Origin of the sequence: uncultured Bacillus sp., from assembly GCF_958411575.1 — a bacterium.
Lineage (GTDB): Bacteria > Bacillota > Bacilli > Bacillales > Bacillaceae > Bacillus > Bacillus spizizenii.
This window is the reverse complement of sequence record NZ_CATYRA010000005.1, coordinates 1-21020: the sequence shown is the minus strand read 5'-3', so window position 1 is coordinate 21020 and position 21020 is coordinate 1. Positions and strand designations below refer to the sequence as shown.

The following is a 21020-nucleotide window of genomic DNA, read 5'->3' as shown; positions in this document are numbered from 1 at the left end:
CTCCTTTATCCCTCTTGGCTCAGCATATATTTTACCATGTGCTGAGAAGTTGTTCTATTTCTTATTGATTTCAATTTCGTGTACTTTTTTAACAATATCATAAAACACCGAATTTGTCAGAGCCTGATCCCCCGGCGTATCCATGTGTAAAACGACAAGAGCGTATTTCGGCTTATCCGCCGGAAAATAACCTGCAAACCATTTTTCATAGAGCGTTTCTTTCTCTTTTGAAAGCTTGCCTGTCTGGGCTGTTCCTGACTTCCCTGCTACAGTATACGGAAGATCCTGAAACCTTCTGCCCGTTCCGGAAGGAGATTCCACCACCCGCCGCAGCATTTTTTGAAGCTGCTGTGCCGTATATTTATCTATCGTTTCTCCTTTAAGCTTCTGATCTTTAAACTTAACGAGTGTTGTGCCGTTTTTATATTCAATTTGTTCTGCGATTTTCACCTGCCGCTTGTCTCCGCCACGGGCAATTGTCGCCATCATATTGGCTACCTCGAGCGGCGTTACCTTTACATTTTTCTGCCCGATCGCTGTTTGCGCAATGGCTTTTTTGACTGATTTGTCTTTTTCATCCCCCCAAATCACGCCGCTTTTTTCGTTATACAACTGGCGGAAATCTGTTTCGTGATATAGTTTTCCTTCCCAGCCTGCCCGATCAGTGAGAGCCAGCTTTTCGGACATGTCTTCAATAACCGAGCTGTCTTTTTTCATTAATTGTTCCGCAAGACTCGTAAATGTGTAATTGCAGCTTTGGGCAAAACTTTCATCAAAAGACAAGGTTCCTTTGTCGTCGCCCGGTTCCCCGTACAGGTCTAAATTACAATTAAAGGTTTGAGTAGGCTTCACCGTATCATTTTCGATTGCAGCTGCGGCAATGACTGTTTTAAAAACTGAACCGGGATAGATTGGCGTCAGCATATAATTTTGAAGCGTGTTTTGCCGAGAGACATCGGCATCCGGTTTGCTTACCATTCCCAAAACACTGCTATTTTCGATGTCCAGCAGCACAGCTCCTCCTTTTTTCAGCCCCTGTTCATCCAATACCTCCTCCATCGCTTTTTGAATGCTTTGATCGATTGTTGTTTTGATCTGGAGCGGATAAAATGTATTGGCTTCAGCTGTATATTTGACGTCCATGCCAAACAAAGGGTTTCCTTTTCCGTCCACATGATATAAAAGCTTTGTGTCTTGTTCCGGAAGCAAAAACTCATCAAATGTCCGTTCTAAACCGGTTGTACCGATTTCTGTTGTAATCGGAAGGTTCTCCTTATCAGGATATTTCTTGCGGAGAAGCGCTGGATCTTGATTCGTGCTCCCAATCGTATGTGAAGCAAGGCTGGGCTTGTCTTCATTCTCCATATATACGCCGTAAATGCCGGGATATTTCAAAGAATTGATTTTTGTGATGGATTGTTTCGAAAGTGTTTTGATTTTCTTTTGTTGCAAAATGACCGGTTTTTTCGCCTTTGCGAGTGTCTGGTGCAGTTCATCTTCAGACATGCCGAGGATGTCACTAACTTTTTTGATCGGCCAATCCTGCGTCAGCAGAAAAGGGAACAAAACAACCGCAGGCTCGCTTTTGCCGGTCAGCGCCTGCCCGTTTCGATCTAAAAAGGAACCTCTTCCGTCAGAAATGAGTACTTCCTCCGTCCGCTGTTTCACGCTTTCCTGGATCAAATTGATTTTCTTTTTTGAAAATGATTCTGTAAAAAACAGCTGGATTTCCGCCAACCTCAGCAGAAGCAGGAAAAAAACGATCAAAAAAGCAATGACTGCCAGCTTCATTCGTTTCGATATCTTCATAAAAAAACACCTCACCCACATTGTGGACGAGGTGTTTCTTTGCTAAACAGATATTATGAAATTTTCACAATTTTCACGAGCATTTCTCCGCCCGGTGTTTGAACTGTGACTTCTTCATCTACTTTTTTGCCAAGAAGGCTTTTTGCGATCGGTGAATCGTTTGAGATTTTTCCTTCAAACGGATCAGCTTCAGCGCTTCCAACGATTGTATATGACTCTTCGTCACCGTCAGGCAGTTCGACGAAAGTGACGGTTTTACCTAAACCGACAACGTTAGAGCCGCCGTCATCTTCAATGATTTTCGCGTTGCGGATCATATTTTCAAGAGTCGTCACACGACCCTCTACGAATGCCTGCTCTTCTTTCGCTGAATCGTATTCAGAGTTCTCGGAAAGGTCTCCGAAACTTCTCGCAATTTTGATGCGTTCTACTACTTCTTTGCGTTTAACCGTTTTCAAATATTCTAATTCTTGTTCGAGTTTTTGTTTTCCTTCTTCAGTCATAGGAAAAACTTTCTCTTGTGCCATGTCCCTTCACTCCTTCTGGTTGTCCCTCAACATCTTCGATTATGTATGAGAGCATAAACTAAAAAATACAAGAATGAGAACACAGGGCAGTCCTCGTTCTTCTCTCCCATATAGGTACTGTTTATCTTAAACTGAATCTTGTCGTTCTGCAAATATTTCGCGTTTATAAACAGGGAAAGAAGGGAATTTGCACATCCCCTTCCTGCCTATACATAATATGGTCAGAGTTATTTATGTCTATGCTATGGTATTACAAAATCGCGTTTTGTTCAAGAATGGTTTGGATTTTTGTGACCATTAGATCAATTGCGACGTGATTCTGTCCGCCTTCCGGGATAATAATATCAGCGTATCGTTTCGTTGGTTCGACAAATTGGTTATGCATCGGGCGGACAACTGACACATATTGTTCAATGACAGAGTCAATAGAGCGGCCGCGCTCATTAATATCTCTCATAATCCGTCTGATGATACGCAAGTCAGCGTCTGTATCAACGTAAAGCTTGATATCCATCAGATCACGGAGCCTTTTGTCTTCAAGAACTAGAATGCCTTCAAGGATAATAACATCCTTGGGCTCTACGTGAACCGTTTCCTCTGAACGTGTGTGAAGCTTATAGTCGTAAATCGGCTTTTCAATCGGGCGGTAATTCAATAGATCCTGAATATGCTCGATTAAATAGTCATTATCAAACGCAAGCGGATGATCATAGTTTGTATTCAGCCTTTCTTCGAATGGAAGGTGGCTTTGGTCTTTATAATAAAGGTCTTGCTGGATCATTAAAATCGAGTGTCCTTTAAATTGTTCATAAATCGACCGTGTGACACTCGTTTTTCCTGAACCGGAACCTCCTGCGATTCCAATGACTACTGGATTCTTACCCATGGGTGTTACTTCCCCTTTCTCATCATGTTGCTCGGATAAATCTTTTTGTCTAGTTTGAATTTGACAATTTGCAGGGGATGGCGGGCAGCATCTAGCTCATTACCGTCTTCGTCCCAAATGGTTTCAATCGTGTGTGTAAAGTTTTCGATTTCCGGACCGAAAAATTCCACTTCGTCGCCTTTTTTGAAGAAATTGCGCTGCTGAAGTGTGACCACTTGTGTGTCTTCATCATAATTCAGCACTAAGCCGACAAAATCAAACGTCGTTTTTTTGGCGTGCTCACCGAACATTTGCTCTTCATAGCCTGGCGTTCCTTCAAAGAAAGCTGTCGCAGTGTCCCGGTTGGCGCACTTATCAAGCTCTTCAAGCCATTCTTTTTGAATCACAAAGTTATCCGGATCAGCGCAATAAGCGTCAATGACTTTGCGGTATACGCTGACAACTGTTGCTACATAGTGAATTGATTTCATGCGGCCTTCAATCTTTAAGCTGTCGATGCCCATTTCGATCATTTTCGGAATAGATTCAATCAGCTTCAAATCTTTCGGACTCATCGCAAATGGCGCATCTTCTTCACCATACAAAGCAACGGCGTTGGCACCGTCTGTTTGATACAGGTCATAATCCCAGCGGCATGACTGGCAGCAGCCTCCGCGGTTGGAATCCCGCGCTGTCATGTGATTGCTTAGTACACAGCGGCCGGAATATGCGATACACATCGCGCCGTGAATAAACGATTCAATTTCGATATCTACTTTTTCTTTCATTTCTCTGATTTCGAGAGCGCTTGTTTCACGTGCCAGCACAACGCGGTCAAGGCCTTCTTCCTTCCAGAACTGGACAGCCTTCCAGTTTGAAAGAGACTGCTGTGTGCTCAAGTGAACCTCAACATTCGGCGCCACTCTGCGGCATGTTTCGATAATAAGCGGATCTGCCACAATGATGCCGGCAACGTTGGCGTCTCCAAGTGCTTTCAAGTATTCTTCAAGCCCGTCCATGTTTTCATTATGGGCGAAAATATTTGTCGTTACGTAGATCTTCGCGCCATATTGTTTCGCGAATTCAACGCCTTCTGCAATTTCTTCGATCGTAAAGTTATCGGCATTTGAGCGCAACCCGTATTCCTGTCCTCCGATAAAGACCGCGTCCGCTCCGTAATGAACAGCAATTTTCAGCTTTTCAAGATTACCCGCAGGTGCGAGAAGCTCCGGCTTTTTTGTAATCACACGCTTCCCATTGACGATTGTGGATATTTTATCATTTACGGCAGTCATAGCTTAACCTCCTTTTGATTAATAAACCGTTTCTTTGAAGAAGAATCCAGTATCGATTTTTCTGTTAACTGGCTGGATGCTTTCTATGCGTTCGATCCAGTCTTCTTTTTTCGCTTCGTATTCGTCACGGTTTTCCACACACAGATCCATCGCTTCTCTGTACATTTTGGTGACTTCTATTAGGTATTCAGGCGTTTTCAGGACACCATCAATTTTGAAAGAATCAATGCCTGCATCTATCAATTCCTCAAGCTCATCAATGATGCACACATCGTTCGGGCTCATGATGTGCGTGCCGTTTTCATCTTCGAAAATCGGATATTTATTATCACGTTCTTTATCATGCAAGAACATGCCCGATTCTTTTTTCTTTCCTTCAATGTCCATGACTTTGCCCTGGTATTCAAAATAGTTTCCAATCAAAGAACGCTTCGATTGGAACATGCACGTCATTCCATGCACGTGGATTTCAATTTCGACTTCAGCGTTTTCTTTAATCTCCACAATGCTGTCCATGTTTAGCTCTCTGGCAAGCACAGAACGCGCCGCGCCTTTTCGTCCCCAGTAGTTGCATGTATAGTAGTTGGTGCCTGTCGTTTCTGTGCTCCAATGAAGCTTCAGGTCAGGCGCAGATTCACGAGCAGCCATAAGCACGGCAGGATCGCCGAATACCGCTGCATCGACACCGGTTTCCGCTAAGAAAGCCAGATATTCGCCAAGCTCACCTACTTTATCGTTATGAAAAATTGCATTTACAGCAACGTATACTTTTGCCCCTTCTTTGTGAGCAATCTCTACAGCTTTTGTTACATCTTCACGAGAAAATTCTCCGGCTAATCTCAAGCCGTATCTCTGTTCCCCAACTAAAAACGCAGTTGCTCCCGCCTGTATCAGCGGCAAAATGTCCGCCGTACTCGTCGGCGTCACTAAGAGCTCTGGTTTTTTCATGACGTTCACCTCTTCTTTTTACTAATCGCAAGTCCGTCCCCGACAGGAATAATCGCAGTTTGATAATCGGGATGATTCATCAGCCAATGATTATATTCATCAATTTTTGTTATCAGCCTGCGTCTTCTTTTCGGTTCTATTTTGCTGTAATCCTCTGCCACCAGACCTTTAAACAGCACGTTGTCTGTTAAAATCACCCCGTCCGGTGAAAGCATCGGTTCATATAAATGAAAAAAGTTTTGATACTGACCTTTTGCAGCGTCAATAAAAATGACATCGTAAGGCGCGGTTACATGAACGGCGTCGGCTAATTCAAGCGCGTCTCCGTAAAAAACATGAATTCGGTCATCAAGCTGAAATTCCTTGATATTGTTTACCGCTTCTTCATGCCGTTTCTCATTGCGTTCAATTGTATATATTTCAGCAGACGGCAGCTCCAGCGCCATTCGAATGGCGGAATAACCAATGGCCGTTCCGATTTCAAGTATTTTTTTCGGCTGTTTCACAGACAAAATTTGAAGCAGCACCTCCATGCCCGCTTTTTCCATGATCGGGACATGATGTTCTTCAGCATATGCTTCAAGCTTCTTCACGTTTTCCGGCCGAGGCTTCAATAATGCTTCTATATAGTCATTTATTTGTTCATAGCGGTCAGTCACAACAAATAGCCTCCCGTTCTAAAAAGGAGTGCCCCAGTCTTTTGCACAGGACACTCTCTGAATACATCATGATACATCGGTAAACAACCCGATATATTTTATCATAAAACCTTGCGGAAAGCGAATAAAAGGAGAGCTTTTTGCTCTCCTTTTATTTCTCATTTTTTGAGGTAATGTATTTTTCTTTTGCTTTATTATGCTCTTTTAGCGTTTTTGTAAATACGACTTCACCATTTGATTTGGCCAAGAAGTACAGATAGTCCGTTTGATCTGGATGCAGCGCCGCTTCCCATGACGACATGCCGGCATTGGCAATCGGTCCTGGCGTCAGTCCTGTGTTTTTGTACGTATTGTACGGTGAATCGATTTCCAGATCCTTATAAAGTACCCGATCTTTATGCTTGCCTGCCGCGTACAGCACGGTCGGATCTGTTTGGAGCGGCATTTTCTCTTTCAGGCGGTTATAAAAGACACTCGCAATTTTATGGCGGTCGGCTTTTTCAGTCGCTTCTTCTTCAATCAAAGAAGCCATCGTTAGCAGCTTATGCACAGATAGTTTATTTTTCTTCATTTCAGATTTGTACGTTTCCACGTAAGAATTTGTCTGTTTGACCATTGCCCTGATAATGTCTTCAAGTGACGTGTCCGGATCGTGAAAAGGGTATGTGGCCGGGAACAGGTACCCTTCCAGCGGATGCTGAATGTTTTTATTGAAAACTTCGTTTGTCACAGTGTCCGGGAATTCCTTCTTCAGCTGATTGATAAATGTTTCATCGTCCAGCTTCGCTATGATTTGTTTTTTAGAGTATTTCGTTTCATCAGCAATAGCGGCCGCGATTTGTGTCAGCTGCGCTCCCTCAGTTACTGTAATTTGAAAGGCGTAGCTTGTAGCCCCGCTTGTCAGCTTATGAATAATGGCATCCAAATCCATTCCTTTATTCAGATGGTAGAATCCCGCCTGAAACCCGGAAGCACCTTTATATTTCACATAATACTGAAATGCTTTCTCGTTTTTTATGACATCGTTTTTCTTTAATATCGATGCGATGGCCGAAACAGACGAGCCGCTCGGAATGTTAATGTTAACTGTCGTTTTACTGTCTTTTTCTACAGGTTCAAGCAATGATTTCCCATATAAAAATGCCCCGCCAATGATGAGAAGCAGCACAATAATGGAAGACAGTATGATTCTTTTTTTATTGAAAAATGATTTTTTTTGCTGATTGATATACATTAGGTCTCCTCCCATCAGCTCTTATACTACATGATTCATTGTATTTCGGCAATTTATTACAAAAAAAGGTGAAAGGGGCCTTGATACAGCAGAAAAAAAGCCGGAGCAGTATGGCTCCGGCTTTGGCGCGGTGTTTTATTCTTCGTCTTCGTCCGCTAAGAACGTGTTTAGTGTTTCTTCGATCATATCCCATTCCTCGTCAGTTTCGATCGGGAATAGCTCACCGTTTTCACCGTCTTCGTTTGGCGTGAAGCTGGAAGCAAGAATTTCTACTTCTTCGTCATCTTTTGCTTCCATTGGGTAGTACAGTACATAAGACTTGCCAAACTCTTCGTTTTCAAATGTAAACAGCACTTCACAAAGCTGTTCATTTCCTTGATCGTCAACAATTGTAATATTTTTTTCGCCGTGTTCCATTTTCTTCACCTCTGGCTTTAATTTAAGCTGTCGAGATATCCTTGCAAAATCATGACAGCCGCCATTTTATCAATGACTTTTTTTCGTTTTTGCCTGCTGACATCAGCTGCAATCAGCATTTTTTCAGCCGCCATTGTGGTAAGACGCTCGTCCCACAGCACAACAGGAACATTGTACGTTGTTTCAAGCACTTTCGCAAATGTTTGGCTGGCTTCGCCTCTCGGGCCGACTGTTCCGTTCATGTTCTTAGGAAAGCCGAGCACGATTTTATCTATAGTATACTCCTTTATCAGTTCAGATAAACGGGATAAACCATAATCGCCTTCCGCTTCATTGATCTTTATGGTCTCAATGCCTTGAGCAGTCCAGCCCATTTCATCGCTCAGAGCAACACCGAGTGTTTTGGTTCCTAAATCGAGTCCTAATATTCTCATTTTTAATTTACGCCTCTTTATGCTGTTCTAAATAAGACTTCACCAATTCCTCGATTAATTCGTCTCTTTCAAGTTTGCGAATTAAATTGCGAGCGTCACGATGCCTAGGAATATAAGCGGGATCACCTGACAGCAAGTATCCGACAATCTGATTGATTGGATTGTAGCCCTTTTCCTGAAGCGCGTCATACACTGTAATCAGCACCTCATTTACGTTAGTCTCAGCAGAATCATCGGAGAAATTAAATTTCATCGTTTTATCAAACGAGCTCACCGTTTTGCACCTCTTTCCCAAATTCGCAGGCAAAGTTCAGCCTGGGGTCCTAATCTTACCATCATTCTACACTACATGGGCAAATTATAAAACGGATTTCACCCAATCTTCTACAGAAGCCAAAGCTTCTTCTAATTTTTCCGGCTGTTTGCCGCCTGCCTGTGCCATATCCGGACGGCCTCCGCCGCCTCCGCCGCAAACTTCCGCAGCTTGTTTGACCAGCTTGCCTGCATGTAGGCCTTTCTCAATGAGATCCTTTGTGACTCCGGCAGAGATATTGACTTTATCGTTTTGTACCGCACCAAGCACGATCACTGCAGAGCCAAGCTTTGCTTTAAGTTCATCCACCATTGTGCGGAGATGGTTCATGTCTTTTGCATTTACTTTTTCCGCAAGCACCCTCACACCGTCAACTTCTTTTACTTTCGACAGGATCGCTCCTGCTTCCACGTTGCCGAGTTTCGCAAGAAGAGTATCATTTTCTCTTTGTGCTTCCTTCAGTTCAGCCTGCAAAGCCGCAACCCGTTTCGGCACTTCTTTGATATTTGTTTTCAGCTCGTCAGCAGCCTGCTTTAATACTGAAATCTGGCTGTTCATTTCGACGTAAGCGCCTTGTCCCGTTACAGCCTCAATCCGTCTTGTGCCTGCTCCGATTCCAGATTCAGAAACGATTTTAAACAGGCCGATTTCTGCTGTATTTCTGACATGGCAGCCGCCGCACAGCTCTAAACTGTAACCTCCGACTTGAACGACCCGGACAATATCGCCGTATTTTTCGCCGAATAGAGCCATCGCGCCCATTTCTTTTGCTTCAGCGATCGGCTTCAAGTCGATGCTGACCGGGATGCTCGCCCAGATCTTTTCGTTGACGATTCTTTCAATTTGCTCAAGTTCTTCTTTTGTCACTTGGCCAAAGTGCGAGAAGTCAAAACGAAGACGGTTTTCAGTCACAAGAGATCCCGCCTGATTGACATGAGTTCCAAGAACGTCTTTTAGTGCCTGATGCAATAAATGCGTTGCCGTATGGTTTTTAATGACGCTGCTTCTCATATGGTCTTCAACTTCAGCAGTAACATGCAGACCTTTTTGAACAGTACCGCTCTCGACAACACCTTCATGCACATGCTGGCCGTTCGGCGCTTTTTGCACATCTTTAATTCTCACTATTGCCTGTTCGCTGCGGAGATAGCCTTTATCCCCAATTTGGCCGCCGCTTTCAGCATAGAACGGTGTTTCATCAAGAATAATTTGTACGCTTTCTCCTTCATGAGCCTCATCAATGAATTGGCCGTCCTGAAGAAGCACAATGACATTGGCATCAGCTTTTGTTTGAGAGTAGCCGACAAATGTGCTTTCATCGGTCACGTCGCGTAATGCGCCGCCCTGCACCTGCATGCTGCCGACATCCTGGCGAGCATTTCTTGCCCGTTCACGCTGCTGATTCATTTCTTCTTCAAAGCCTTTATGGTCAACCGTCATGTTCTCGTCTTCTGCGTATTCTTCAGTCAGCTCAACCGGGAATCCGTACGTATCGTACAGTTTAAACACATCAGCACCTGAAATAACGCTGCTGCCCTTGTCTTTTTCTTTTTTGATCATTTCTGACAGGATGGCAAGCCCTTCATTAAGTGTTTCGTGGAAGCGCTCTTCCTCGTTTTTGATGACTTTTGCGATGAAATCCGATTTCTCTTTCACTTCAGGATAGAAATCAGCCATGATTTCAGCGACAACCGGCACTAAATCGTACATGAACGGACGGTGGATGTTGATCGTTTTGGCATAACGCACAGCCCGGCGCAATAAGCGTCTTAATACATAGCCGCGGCCTTCATTTGACGGAAGCGCTCCGTCACTGACAGCAAACGCAACCGTTCTGATGTGGTCGGCAATCACTTTAAACGCAGTGTCTTTCACATTGTCTGTGCCATATATTTCACCAGAAATGGTTTCTGTTGCTTTGATGATTGGAACAAATAAATCGGTATCAAAGTTTGTCGGGACATTCTGGATAACAGATACCATTCTTTCAAGCCCCATGCCCGTATCAATGTTTTTCTTCGGAAGCGGCGTGTACGTACCGTCAGGGTTATGGTTGAACTCAGAGAACACAAGATTCCATACTTCCAGGTAACGGTCGTTTTCTCCTCCTGGGTAAAGCTCCGGATCTTCTGGATCATTTCCATATGCCTCACCGCGGTCGTAGAAGATCTCCGTGTTCGGTCCGCTCGGTCCTTCACCGATGTCCCAGAAGTTCCCTTCCAGGCGGATAATTCTTTCCTCAGGAATACCAATTTTTTTCGCCCAGAATTCATATGCCTCTTCATCTTCAGGGTGAACCGTAACAGAGAGAAGCTCTTGGTCGAAACCGATCCACTTGTCACTCGTTAAAAACTCCCACGCCCATGTAATGGCTTCTTCTTTGAAATAATCGCCGATGGAAAAGTTTCCGAGCATTTCAAAGAATGTGTGGTGGCGCGCAGTTTTCCCTACATTTTCTATATCGTTTGTTCTGATCGCTTTTTGAGCGTTTACGATTCTTGGATTCTCCGGAACAACACGGCCGTCAAAATATTTTTTCAGCGTCGCAACACCGCTGTTGATCCAAAGCAGTGAAGGATCCTCATGAGGCACTAATGACGCGCTTGGCTCTACCGCATGTCCTTTTTCTTTAAAGAAATCCAAAAACATTTGACGCACTTCCGCAGAAGTTAAGTGTTTCATTGTATTACCTCCTCTATAAAAATCGAAATTCTCTTCAGTGACAGCAAAAAAGCCCTCCCCCTATGCAAACCACGCGTTTACACAGGGACGAGAGCTGTCTCGCGGTACCACCCTGATTACGGGCCTTAACATTCGCCCGTCACCTTTTACCCTGTAACGCAGGATATGCGGCAGTGATTAACTGCACTCAGGATTAGCTTCCTCCGATCTTCTGATAAAGCTCCTTTCAGCTTACGGAGCTTCTCTCTTTAACAGGGCTTCGGCGTACTCAGATCCGTCACTCGAGATTCGTATGTATTCTACGAGAAATTATAGACAAGCTGCACGCCAATGTCAATGCTCCGTCCTCATCCGTAAAAAATGGATCATCATCACTTTTAAAACAGCGGTCGCAGGAACAGCCAGAATCATTCCAACGATTCCCGCAAGCTCTCCTCCGGCAAGCAGTGCAAGCATAATGACGACAGGATGCATTTTAAGGCTTCGGCCGACAATGAACGGACTGAGGATATTCCCTTCCATAAACTGCAGAATAAACACTGTAATCACCACAACAAGAATCGCTTTGACTGAGATCGTCATCGCAATTAAAAGCGCAGGAATCGCTCCGATAAACGGACCAAAATACGGTATGACATTCGTTATCCCAGAAATAAGACCTAAGATCAACGGATACGGAAGTCCGAATATCCAGAACGTAATGCCCGCCATCACGCCTAGAATCAAGCAGACCAGAAGCTGGCCGCGGATGTAATCGCCAAGGGAGTCATCCACATCCCGCAAAAAGGCGCTTCCCCGCTTTCTCCACGACTTCGGAGTCAAGTACCATACTGTCTTTTTCATCAACTCAATATCCTTTACCATATAAAACACGAGAAAAGGAATTGTTGCCGCAATTAAGAAATAATCAAGCACGTTGCGGATCCCGCTGATTGCACCTTCTACCGTTCCCGCAAAAAACGTCTCCGTCTGGCGGATCAATTTATCTACACGATGGTGCATGCCGTCAGGCCAGTCATCAGTATGGTTATGCACATGAAGAAGGAGCCCATTATACGTTTCGGCAAACATAGGTATATTTTCTGATAAATCCGTCAGCTGCACAATTAAAACAGGCACCCCTTTATACAGCGCCCAGCCAATTCCGCCAAAAAAAAGAATATAAATCACCAGGATGCTCAAAGTCCTCGGCAATCCTTTGCCGTGCAGCCACTCCGTGACCGGGAGCAATAAATAAGATATAAAAATAGAAATGATCAAGGGAATAAAGATCGTTTTGATGACGAGCCAAAAGGGCGACCATAACATATCAAGCATAAAAAAGACGTAAACTGTTAATAGGACCAGCAAACAAATTGCCACCCACAATAAAAGCTGCACCGGTTTTTGAAGCATCTGCTTTCACCTCTTCTATATCTTTTGAGGAACGGTGGGAATTATTCTCTCTCCTCATAACAAAAAGGATACTCTCCTAAGAGTATCCTTTTTCGCATTAAAACATTTTCGTTATTCTTCTTCTCATCCGCTTCATGCTTCGATTATTCAGCATATCGGATTGAGTCGCCATTCGGTACACGAGAGCCCCGGCTCCCAATGCCAAAAGAGAAGTCATCGTCCGATTCATCCTGCGCATCTCCCTTCATGATCAAAAATTGATGCTGCGTTCATCCTCAGAAAACAAATCATCCAAGCTGCTTAACGTTCCGTCTTCTTCCACCTGATGAGTTGCAATCTTCCCTTTCGCCACTGTCAGTTCAATAAAACAGCCCCAGCAATAATATTGGTTCACGCCAATTTTCCCGATATCCTTACTTTTGCAGTTTGGGCATATAAGCATATCTCACACCTCTATCCGTTCAGGACGATCTCATCTTTCCGCACCTCGACAAGCGAATCCGCTTTTTGGATCTGGCGCTTGCTTCCCGCCAGGTCAGAAAAGAAACCGTCCGAGAGTTCATATGCTACGATTATGCCCCTGTCCAAACAAAAGTATACATCTTCCAGCATCCCCAATATATCTCCCTCTTGCGATTTCACAAGCTTCATTTTCATTTGCTCGTATGTGAAGCATGACTTCGGAAGAGGCAGAAGCTGGTCAGTACTGACCGAGGCCAATATGCGGTCATCAAGAATGCAAGAGATATCACACGCCCGTAAAAGCGCATGATGATGATGCAAAAACCGTTTTTGTGCAAGAATAAACCCGAGACAATCTCCTTTCAGAGAAAAACAAATATCAGAAATTGTCCCAAGATAACAAGAAGTTCGTTCTGAGTATACTGGGAATCCTTCTATCTCATGGCATGTTCTCAAAGTGTGATCAACCACCTTTTGTTGAACAGGCTTAGGTTTTGCTTTGCGCCTTTGACTCATACGATGAAATCACTTCCACCGCAAATGAAAAAACTCCCGCAAACACGGGAGCCTTTTTATAGCTGTTCTTCTTTCATAAAATCGAATGGTGTAATGCCTTCCATGCCAATATTGGCATCGTGTACACTGAACGGGAGCTCTTTTTGCAAAGCCTCAAGCTCGGCATCCATTTCCTCAACCTGTATTGACAACCTGTTTTTCAAGGAAGTCTGTCTGACAGTTGCGTCATTATTTTTTACGCCCCACTCCAGCGCCTCCTCTTCCCCGCATAAAATGAGAAATTTCTTTGCTCTCGTAATCGCGGTATAAAGAAGATTTCTTCTGAGCATTCTATAGTAGCCTTTCACAACAGGCAAAACCACAATCGGAAATTCACTTCCCTGCGATTTATGAATAGAGCAGCAATACGCATGGGTAAATTGGTTAAAATCTTTTTTCGTAAATGTCATTTCATTGCCGTCAAAATTAACAACGGCCATGTCTTCTTTTTCTGTATTTTCCTTCGCATAAAATATCGACGTAATTTCCCCAATATCTCCGTTGAATACATTGTTTTCCGGCTGATTGACGAGCTGCAAAATTTTATCTCCGGTTCTGTAGACAACATCTCCGAACTTCAATTCTCTCCGTTTTTCTTTAGGAGGATTTAAAATATCCTGCAGCATTATATTCAGTTCATTGATGCCGGCTTTTCCTCTGTACATCGGGGCGAGAACCTGTATGTCCTTTGCCGTATAGCCTTTTTTCAATGCATTGGCGACAACCTTTTCAACCACTTCTTTTATTTGCGAGCCACCGCAGCGAATAAAAGAACGGTCCTTTGTAGGTGCAGTCAAATTGTTCGGCAGCAATCCATTTTTCATCTGGTGGGCAAGCTCGACGATTGATGACCCCTCCGCCTGGCGGTAGATGTCTGTCAGTCTCACAGTCGGAATCACCCGGGATGCCAAAAGGTCTCTCAGCACTTGGCCCGGACCGACAGAAGGCAGCTGATCTTCGTCTCCCACAATGATGATTTGAATATGATCAGGGATCGCCTTGAACAAGTGGTTCGCCAGCCATATATCAAGCATACTGGCTTCATCGATAATTAACAGCTTTCCCTCGATCGGCTGATCCTCTGTATGGGTGAAGCCTTCTGCGCCGTTCCAACCAAGCAGCCTGTGTATCGTGACTGCCGGAAGGCCCGTTGATTCACTCATTCGTTTTGCCGCTCTTCCTGTCGGTGCGGCCAATACAACCGGAAAAGCTTCATCCTTTTTATAAGCTGACGGGTCTAGTGACACGCCGTGAAGCTCCCCGTACAGTTCGACAATTCCTCTGATTACCGTCGTTTTCCCTGTTCCTGGGCCTCCCGTTAAAAGAAGCATCGGTGAGGAAAGGGCTTTTTGAATCGCTTCCTTCTGGCTCGGGGCATACTGAACGTTCATCCGTTCTTCCAGTTCGCCTAAAGCAAGCAGAAATTCTGATTCAGGAAACTGGTCATCATATTCAGTTTGGTTTGCGATATGTTTCACACGCTTTGCAACGTTTTGTTCTGCGTAAAACAGCGATGGAAAATAACAGCGGCCGTCTTCTATGACAATGTCTTTATTTTCTCCAAGGGCAATAATCGCGTTAGCGGCATCCATTTCTGTGATACGCTGTCCTTCCCTTGCTGACTGGTTCAACAGTGATTGGGTGTCGATAATCAGCTGCTCCGTTTCTATGTACGTATGCCCTTCTGACAGACAAGTCGTTTCAAGCGTGTACAAAATCGCGGCTTTTATCCGCTCAGGATGATTACCCGAAAGCCCCATTCTGCTGCCAAGCTCATCCGCTTTCCCAAACCCGATCCCTTCTACATCTTTCACAAGCTGATAAGGGTTTTCCTGAATCTTTTCAAGCGTCTCGGATTCATAGGCCTGATAGATTTTCATAGACAGCTGAGGGCCAAAGCCGAACTGATTCAGGGAAATCATGATTTGCTCCAGTCCCTGATGCTGCTGCAACGCACCGGCTAGCGTGTCAGCTTTCTTTTTTGACAGTCTCGGTACATCATAAAGCACTGAAGCGTCAGCCAAAATTTTATTAATCGCGCTGTCGCCCAGCTTTTTCACAATTTCTTCAGCTGTTTTTTTGCCGATTCCCTCGAACAAATCACTCGATAAATATTGAATGATGCCTTCCTTAGTCGTCGGGATCTCCTTTTTGAAATGCTCCGCCTGAAATTGGAGCCCGAATTTTGGATGGGTTACGATCTTTCCGTAAAACGTGTAGGTCTCTTCTTCTTGAAGCGCAGGGAAGTAGCCCGTCACGGATACGGCTTTATCTTCAATCGCTTCGGAGGTCTCTGTAACTTTCACTTTCAGAACCGTATATAAATTGGTGTCATTATGATAGATGACTGTGTTGACTGTTCCCTTTAAATAGGGCTCTTCCTCCAGTTTAAGCTGATCCGGATGCTGCTGCACGAGCTTTTCCCTCCTCCTGTGCCTGTTATGATGGGTCGATTAGTTTTTTAGCATGAAGCGCAAGCATATGATCTGGCTGGATGTCGATCGCCTTGTCCAGCATTTCCAATGCTTTTTCTCGATTTTCTTTATAAGCATAAGCAACACCCGCATTGTAAAATGCATCGGCGTGGCCCGGATCTTGCTCTGTTACAACTGCGAATTGGCTGAGCGCTTCGTCCAGCATGCCCTCGTTCGCTAAACACATCCCAAATTGAAAGCGCGCTTCCGTATCATTTTCATTCAGTTCGACCGCTCTTTGTAAATAAGCCAGTGCAAGCTTAGGCTGTTCGAGCTTGACAAGAACCGTTCCGAGCATGTAAAACAGGTCGCCGTTTTCCATCCCGGCTCGAAGCGCTTTTTCAAACATGTCTTTCGCTTCTTTGTACATTTCTTTTACGACATAGACATTTCCTGCTCCATAATAAGCAGTGGCGGCGCTGCTGTCTAATTCAAGCGCTTTATCATAAAACGCTAAAGCCCGTTCCAGCTCGTTTACAGATGAAAGCAGGTTCGCAAAGTTGATATATGGAATTGCGTCTTCTTTATTTTCTTCAATCGCTTTTGTAAATGCCTCAGCTGCTTTCTCGTAATCTCCATTTTGCATCGCCTCTATACCGAGTTGATTATAATCCACCGACCATCTTCCTTTCATTAAAAAACCCCAACTCAGTGTTGAGGTTTTTCATCTTTTATACGTACCACAATTTTGTTTCGTCTTTGTACACATCATCAATTGTTCCGCCGCCAAGGCATTCTTCACCGTCATAGAAGACAACGGCTTGTCCAGGCGTTACAGCGCGGACTTGTTCATCAAAGATGACTTCCGCTTCGCCCTCACCTGTCATGCGAACCGTTACTTTATGATCTTCTTGGCGGTAACGGAATTTAGCCGTGCAGGCAATCTCTTGGCCCTTCATGATATCCGAACGAACCCAGCTGATATTTGTTGCTGTGATTTTGTCGGAATAAAGAAGCGGGTTATGGAACCCTTGATCCACGTAGAGAATGTTTTTTTCAAGATCTTTCCCAACCGCAAACCACGGCTCGCCGCTTCCGCCGATGCCAAGGCCGTGACGCTGTCCGATCGTGTAGTACATCAACCCGTCGTGGCGTCCTTTTACTTCGCCGTCCATCGTCATCATATCGCCCGGCTGTGCAGGGAGATATTGGCTGAGGAATGTTTTGAAGTTGCGTTCGCCGATAAAACAGATGCCCGTACTGTCTTTTTTCGTCGCTGTTGCAAGATCTGCTTCTTTGGCAATTTCACGCACACGGCTTTTTTGAAGCTCGCCGATCGGGAACATGACTTTGCTTAGCGTATCTTCTGTCAGCTGATTCAAGAAGTACGTTTGATCCTTGTTTTCATCAATGCCGCGCAGCATTCTGACTTTGCCGCCGCTTCTGTCTACCCTTGCATAGTGGCCAGTTGCTAAATAGTCGGCGCCAAGTGACAGGGCGTGCTCCAAAAATGCCTTGAATTTAATCTCTTTGTTGCACAGCACATCCGGGTTTGGTGTTCTGCCTGCTTTATATTCATCAAGGAAGTATTGAAATACCTTCTCGTAATATTGCTTTTCAAAATTAACGGCATAGTACGGAATTCCGATTTGGTTGCAGACGCGGATCACATCTTCATAATCCTCTGTCGCCGTGCAAAAACCGTTTTCGTCCGTATCATCCCAGTTTTTCATAAAGATTCCGATTACATCATAGCCCTGTTCTTTTAACAGCAGGGCTGCCACAGATGAGTCTACTCCGCCGGACATGCCGACAACGACTCTTGTATCTTCCGGCCGTTTTTCCATTTCATTCACTCCAATAACTAAGCCGCCTTATTGTGTGAGCCGTTTTACAACGTCAGCCACATGTTTGGCAGCAGTTTTCACTTGCTCAGCCGTATTGCCGAGGCCGAAGCTGATCCGAATTGAGGCCGTCAGCCGGTCACTCTCTTCTCCGAACATGGCAGTCAGAACATGTGACGGCAGGACTGAACCGGCCGTGCACGCTGATCCGCTTGAGACAGCGACTCCCGCCATGTCAAGATTCACCAGCAGCGCTTCCACTGATACACCGGGGAAATATAGATTCAGAACATGCGGCAGACTATGCTCTTTGTCCCCGTTAATCTCGAATGCCACACCGGCATTTTCAAGCGTGTCGGCAATGATTGTTTTAAACGATTGATACTTCTCGTTTTTTTCGTCCCGTTCTTCACTTGACAGCTTGATGGCTTCTTTCAGCCCGACAATGCCGGGAACATTTTCTGTTCCGGCACGGCGTTTTCTTTCTTGCTCTCCTCCGAATAAAAGCGGGGAAAGTTTCACATCTTTACTTGCATATAAAAAGCCTGTCCCTTTTGGCCCGTTGAGCTTGTGCCCTGAAACAGACAGAAGGTCAATATGGCTGTTTTTTACGTCAATTGGCAGCAATCCGAATGCCTGAACAGCATCGGTATGAAAATATGACTGGTGTTCCTTTAGCAGCTCACCGATTTCAACGATCGGCTGCACTGTCCCGACTTCATTATTTCCATACATCACTGTCACAAGGATTGTATCATCACGCAGTGCTTCTTTCACCTGTTTTGCACTGACTCTTCCATTTTGGTCAACGTCTAGATACGTTACTTCAAATCCGTCTTCTTCAAGTTTTTCACATGTGTGAAGCACAGCGTGATGCTCAATTTTTGTCGTGATGATATGTCTGCCCAGATCTTTTCTTGCAAGCGCGGTTCCCATAATAGCCAAGTTATCGGCTTCCGTTCCCCCGCTTGTAAAAATGATCTCCTGCTCTGCCGCTCCGATTTCTGCTGCAATCTGCGCTCTTGCTTCGTCCACCCATTTTCTAGATTCTCTACCAAATGAATGAATACTGGATGGATTGCCGAAATTGCCGGAGAAATGCGGTATCATTTTTTCCAGCACACGCTCATCCATCGGAGACGTTGCGGCATGATCTAAATAAATCCGTTCCATTATGTTTACACCTCTGATCTAAATATAGAACATATAAGCTTCTTGCTCTCCATCTGTATAGCTGGCAAGATCCTCTAATGTTGTACTGTCTAAAACCTCTTTCACGGCATCCCGTATGCGAATCCAGAGCTCACGCTTGGCTGGCTCCTCGTCTTCCAGCACTTCAACAGGACTGATCGGCCCCTCGAGTACACGGATAATATCCCCCGCTGTAATCGCATCCGGCTCGCTGCCTAATACATATCCGCCATATGCGCCTCTGATGCTTTTCACTAAACCGGCATTTCTGAGCGGCGATACCAGCTGCTCCAAATAATGCTCGGACAAATTATTCGTCTGTGCGATGCTTTTTAATGAAGTCGGGCCTTCACCATGCTTTTTTGCAAGCTCGATCATAATCGTGAGACCGTATCTTCCCTTAGTTGATATTTTCAACATGAACACCTCTGTTATTTCATGATTTTCCACATTTATAATGGTAATTTCTATATGATTCGTCCGTTTATTATCTAATAGACCAACTGTTATTATAACATACCTTCAGCTAATTTTCATTGAGGCAGGCGGAAACGGGCCTTTCCCCTTTTCTAATGTCCGCTTTTCCGTTACCCTGTAATTAAGTAAGGAGAGATGATGATGAAGCCATTGGCATATCGGATGCGTCCGACAAAAATAGAGGATATTATCGGCCAGCAGCATCTGGTGGCTGAAGATAAAATTATCGGCAGAATGGTTCAGGCAAAACATTTGTCATCCATGATTTTGTACGGGCCGCCCGGGATTGGAAAAACATCAATCGCAACAGCAATCGCCGGTTCAACAAGTATTGCTTTTCGAAAGCTCAATGCTGTCATTAACAATAAAAAAGATATGGAAATCGTAGCCCAGGAAGCTAAAATGTCAGGCCAGGTGATTTTGATACTGGATGAAGTGCACAGGCTGGATAAAGGGAAGCAAGATTTTCTTTTGCCCTATTTAGAAAACGGGATGATCATTTTGATCGGAGCAACCACGGCAAACCCGTATCATGCCATTAATCCGGCGATCAGAAGCCGGACACAGATCTTTGAGCTTGAGCCATTAACACCGGAACTGATTAAACAAGCCCTGGAACGTGCGATTCATGATGAGCATCGGGGCCTTGGCACATATTCTGTATCTATTGATGATCAGGCAATGGAGCATTTTGCCCATGGATGCGGAGGAGATGTTCGCTCCGCTTTAAATGCGCTTGAGCTGGCCGTCTTGTCAACGAAGGAGTCAGCCGACGGGGTGATTCATATTACACTGGAAACCGCGGAAGAATGTTTGCAGAAAAAGAGCTTTTCTCACGATAAAGATGGTGACGCGCATTATGATGTATTGTCCGCTTTTCAAAAATCGATCCGCGGCTCTGATGCCAACGCCGCTCTTCACTATTTAGCAAGATTAATTGAAGCCGGTGATCTGGAAAGCATCGCAAGACGGCTGCTTGTCATCGCCTATGAAGATATCGGCTTAGCAAGCCCGCAGGCTGGTCCAAGAGTGCTGCACGCTATTCAGACCGCTGAGCGGGTCGGATTTCCCGAAGCGCGAATCCCGCTGGCCAACGCAGTTATTGAACTTTGCCTCTCGCCGAAATCAAACTCAGCCATTCTGGCAATCGATGAGGCGCTGGCAGATATCAGAGCCGGAAAAATAGGAGATGTCCCGAAGCATTTAAAAGACGCGCATTATAAAGGAGCTCAGGAATTAGGAAGAGGAATCGATTATAAATACCCGCACAATTACGACAGCGGATGGGTCGAACAGCAATATCTCCCTGATCCTTTAAAGAACAAGCAATATTACAAGCCGAAACAGACAGGAAAGTTCGAATCCGCCTTAAAGCAGGTATATGACAAATTAATGAAAAGAAAATAAAACAAAAACAGCCTTGCGTATAGGGACTGACCCCCGATTTCGAGACAGGGATCAAAACACCTTTTAAACAGCCAATTGCCGATAGTTTATCG

The 21020-nt window shown here is 44.7% G+C and carries 21 protein-coding genes; 1 reads left to right on the top strand and 20 read right to left on the bottom strand.

The window, feature by feature from the left end:
* Positions 1 to 54 precede the first annotated feature (54 nt).
* From Q5C82_RS09450 to cymR, 20 genes are all read right to left on the bottom strand, one after another.
* Complete coding sequence (locus Q5C82_RS09450; RefSeq protein ID WP_003225920.1) at positions 55 to 1809, bottom strand: penicillin-binding protein 2; 1755 nt, start codon at positions 1807 to 1809, stop codon at positions 55 to 57.
* Positions 1810 to 1862: 53 nt separating this feature from the next.
* Positions 1863 to 2336: a transcription elongation factor GreA gene (greA, locus tag Q5C82_RS09445; protein WP_003225918.1), complete on the bottom strand. Its 474-nt coding sequence runs from the start codon at positions 2334 to 2336 to the stop codon at positions 1863 to 1865.
* A 250-nt stretch (positions 2337 to 2586) separates the two neighbouring features.
* The gene (gene udk / locus Q5C82_RS09440; protein WP_003225916.1) at positions 2587 to 3222 is read right to left on the bottom strand and encodes a uridine kinase; all 636 of its coding nucleotides are present in this window, start codon (positions 3220 to 3222) and stop codon (positions 2587 to 2589) included.
* Between the two features lie 5 nt (positions 3223 to 3227).
* Entirely contained in the window at positions 3228 to 4496 is a 1269-nt protein-coding gene (locus tag Q5C82_RS09435; RefSeq protein ID WP_003225915.1) for a U32 family peptidase, read from the bottom strand.
* Between the two features lie 18 nt (positions 4497 to 4514).
* Complete coding sequence (locus Q5C82_RS09430) at positions 4515 to 5444, bottom strand: peptidase U32 family protein (protein ID WP_003225913.1); 930 nt, start codon at positions 5442 to 5444, stop codon at positions 4515 to 4517.
* Positions 5445 to 5449: 5 nt separating this feature from the next.
* Positions 5450 to 6103, bottom strand: a complete 654-nt coding sequence (locus Q5C82_RS09425; RefSeq protein WP_003225911.1) for an O-methyltransferase — start codon at positions 6101 to 6103, stop codon at positions 5450 to 5452.
* 151 nt (positions 6104 to 6254) lie between these two features.
* Positions 6255 to 7337, bottom strand: coding sequence for an endolytic transglycosylase MltG (mltG, locus tag Q5C82_RS09420; protein ID WP_003225909.1), 1083 nt, complete (start codon positions 7335 to 7337; stop codon positions 6255 to 6257).
* Positions 7338 to 7472: 135 nt separating this feature from the next.
* Positions 7473 to 7754, bottom strand: coding sequence for a DUF1292 domain-containing protein (locus Q5C82_RS09415; protein ID WP_003225907.1), 282 nt, complete (start codon positions 7752 to 7754; stop codon positions 7473 to 7475).
* A 17-nt stretch (positions 7755 to 7771) separates the two neighbouring features.
* Positions 7772 to 8188: a Holliday junction resolvase RuvX gene (ruvX, locus tag Q5C82_RS09410; RefSeq protein WP_003225905.1), complete on the bottom strand. Its 417-nt coding sequence runs from the start codon at positions 8186 to 8188 to the stop codon at positions 7772 to 7774.
* A gap of 7 nt (positions 8189 to 8195) precedes the next feature.
* On the bottom strand, positions 8196 to 8462 hold the full coding sequence (locus tag Q5C82_RS09405) for an IreB family regulatory phosphoprotein (RefSeq protein ID WP_003225903.1): 267 nt from the start codon (positions 8460 to 8462) through the stop codon (positions 8196 to 8198).
* Positions 8463 to 8546: 84 nt separating this feature from the next.
* On the bottom strand, positions 8547 to 11183 hold the full coding sequence (gene alaS, locus Q5C82_RS09400; RefSeq protein ID WP_003225900.1) for an alanine--tRNA ligase: 2637 nt from the start codon (positions 11181 to 11183) through the stop codon (positions 8547 to 8549).
* A 333-nt stretch (positions 11184 to 11516) separates the two neighbouring features.
* Positions 11517 to 12578 (bottom strand): AI-2E family transporter, encoded by a 1062-nt coding sequence (locus tag Q5C82_RS09395; protein ID WP_003225897.1) that lies wholly within the window; start codon positions 12576 to 12578, stop codon positions 11517 to 11519.
* Between the two features lie 97 nt (positions 12579 to 12675).
* Positions 12676 to 12807 (bottom strand): YrzQ family protein, encoded by a 132-nt coding sequence (locus Q5C82_RS09390; protein WP_003225895.1) that lies wholly within the window; start codon positions 12805 to 12807, stop codon positions 12676 to 12678.
* A gap of 21 nt (positions 12808 to 12828) precedes the next feature.
* On the bottom strand, positions 12829 to 13020 hold the full coding sequence (locus tag Q5C82_RS09385) for a hypothetical protein (RefSeq protein ID WP_003225893.1): 192 nt from the start codon (positions 13018 to 13020) through the stop codon (positions 12829 to 12831).
* A gap of 11 nt (positions 13021 to 13031) precedes the next feature.
* Positions 13032 to 13556, bottom strand: a complete 525-nt coding sequence (locus tag Q5C82_RS09380) for a PRC-barrel domain-containing protein (protein WP_079996427.1) — start codon at positions 13554 to 13556, stop codon at positions 13032 to 13034.
* A 56-nt stretch (positions 13557 to 13612) separates the two neighbouring features.
* A complete protein-coding gene (locus tag Q5C82_RS09375) occupies positions 13613 to 16009 on the bottom strand; it encodes an ATP-dependent RecD-like DNA helicase (protein WP_003225889.1) in 2397 nt (798 codons plus the stop codon).
* 25 nt (positions 16010 to 16034) lie between these two features.
* The gene (locus tag Q5C82_RS09370) at positions 16035 to 16655 is read right to left on the bottom strand and encodes a tetratricopeptide repeat protein (RefSeq protein WP_230939518.1); all 621 of its coding nucleotides are present in this window, start codon (positions 16653 to 16655) and stop codon (positions 16035 to 16037) included.
* Between the two features lie 85 nt (positions 16656 to 16740).
* Positions 16741 to 17856 carry a tRNA 2-thiouridine(34) synthase MnmA gene (gene mnmA, locus Q5C82_RS09365; protein ID WP_003225883.1) on the bottom strand — a complete coding sequence of 372 codons (1116 nt, stop codon included), beginning with the start codon at positions 17854 to 17856 and terminating at the stop codon, positions 16741 to 16743.
* 27 nt (positions 17857 to 17883) lie between these two features.
* Positions 17884 to 19026 (bottom strand): cysteine desulfurase family protein, encoded by a 1143-nt coding sequence (locus Q5C82_RS09360; RefSeq protein ID WP_003225881.1) that lies wholly within the window; start codon positions 19024 to 19026, stop codon positions 17884 to 17886.
* 18 nt (positions 19027 to 19044) lie between these two features.
* Positions 19045 to 19461, bottom strand: coding sequence for a cysteine metabolism transcriptional regulator CymR (gene cymR / locus Q5C82_RS09355; protein WP_003225879.1), 417 nt, complete (start codon positions 19459 to 19461; stop codon positions 19045 to 19047).
* Between the two features lie 201 nt (positions 19462 to 19662).
* Here cymR and Q5C82_RS09350 point away from each other — a divergent pair, with 201 nt between their 5' ends.
* Entirely contained in the window at positions 19663 to 20928 is a 1266-nt protein-coding gene (locus Q5C82_RS09350) for a replication-associated recombination protein A (protein ID WP_003225877.1), read from the top strand.
* Positions 20929 to 21020: the final 92 nt, after the last annotated feature.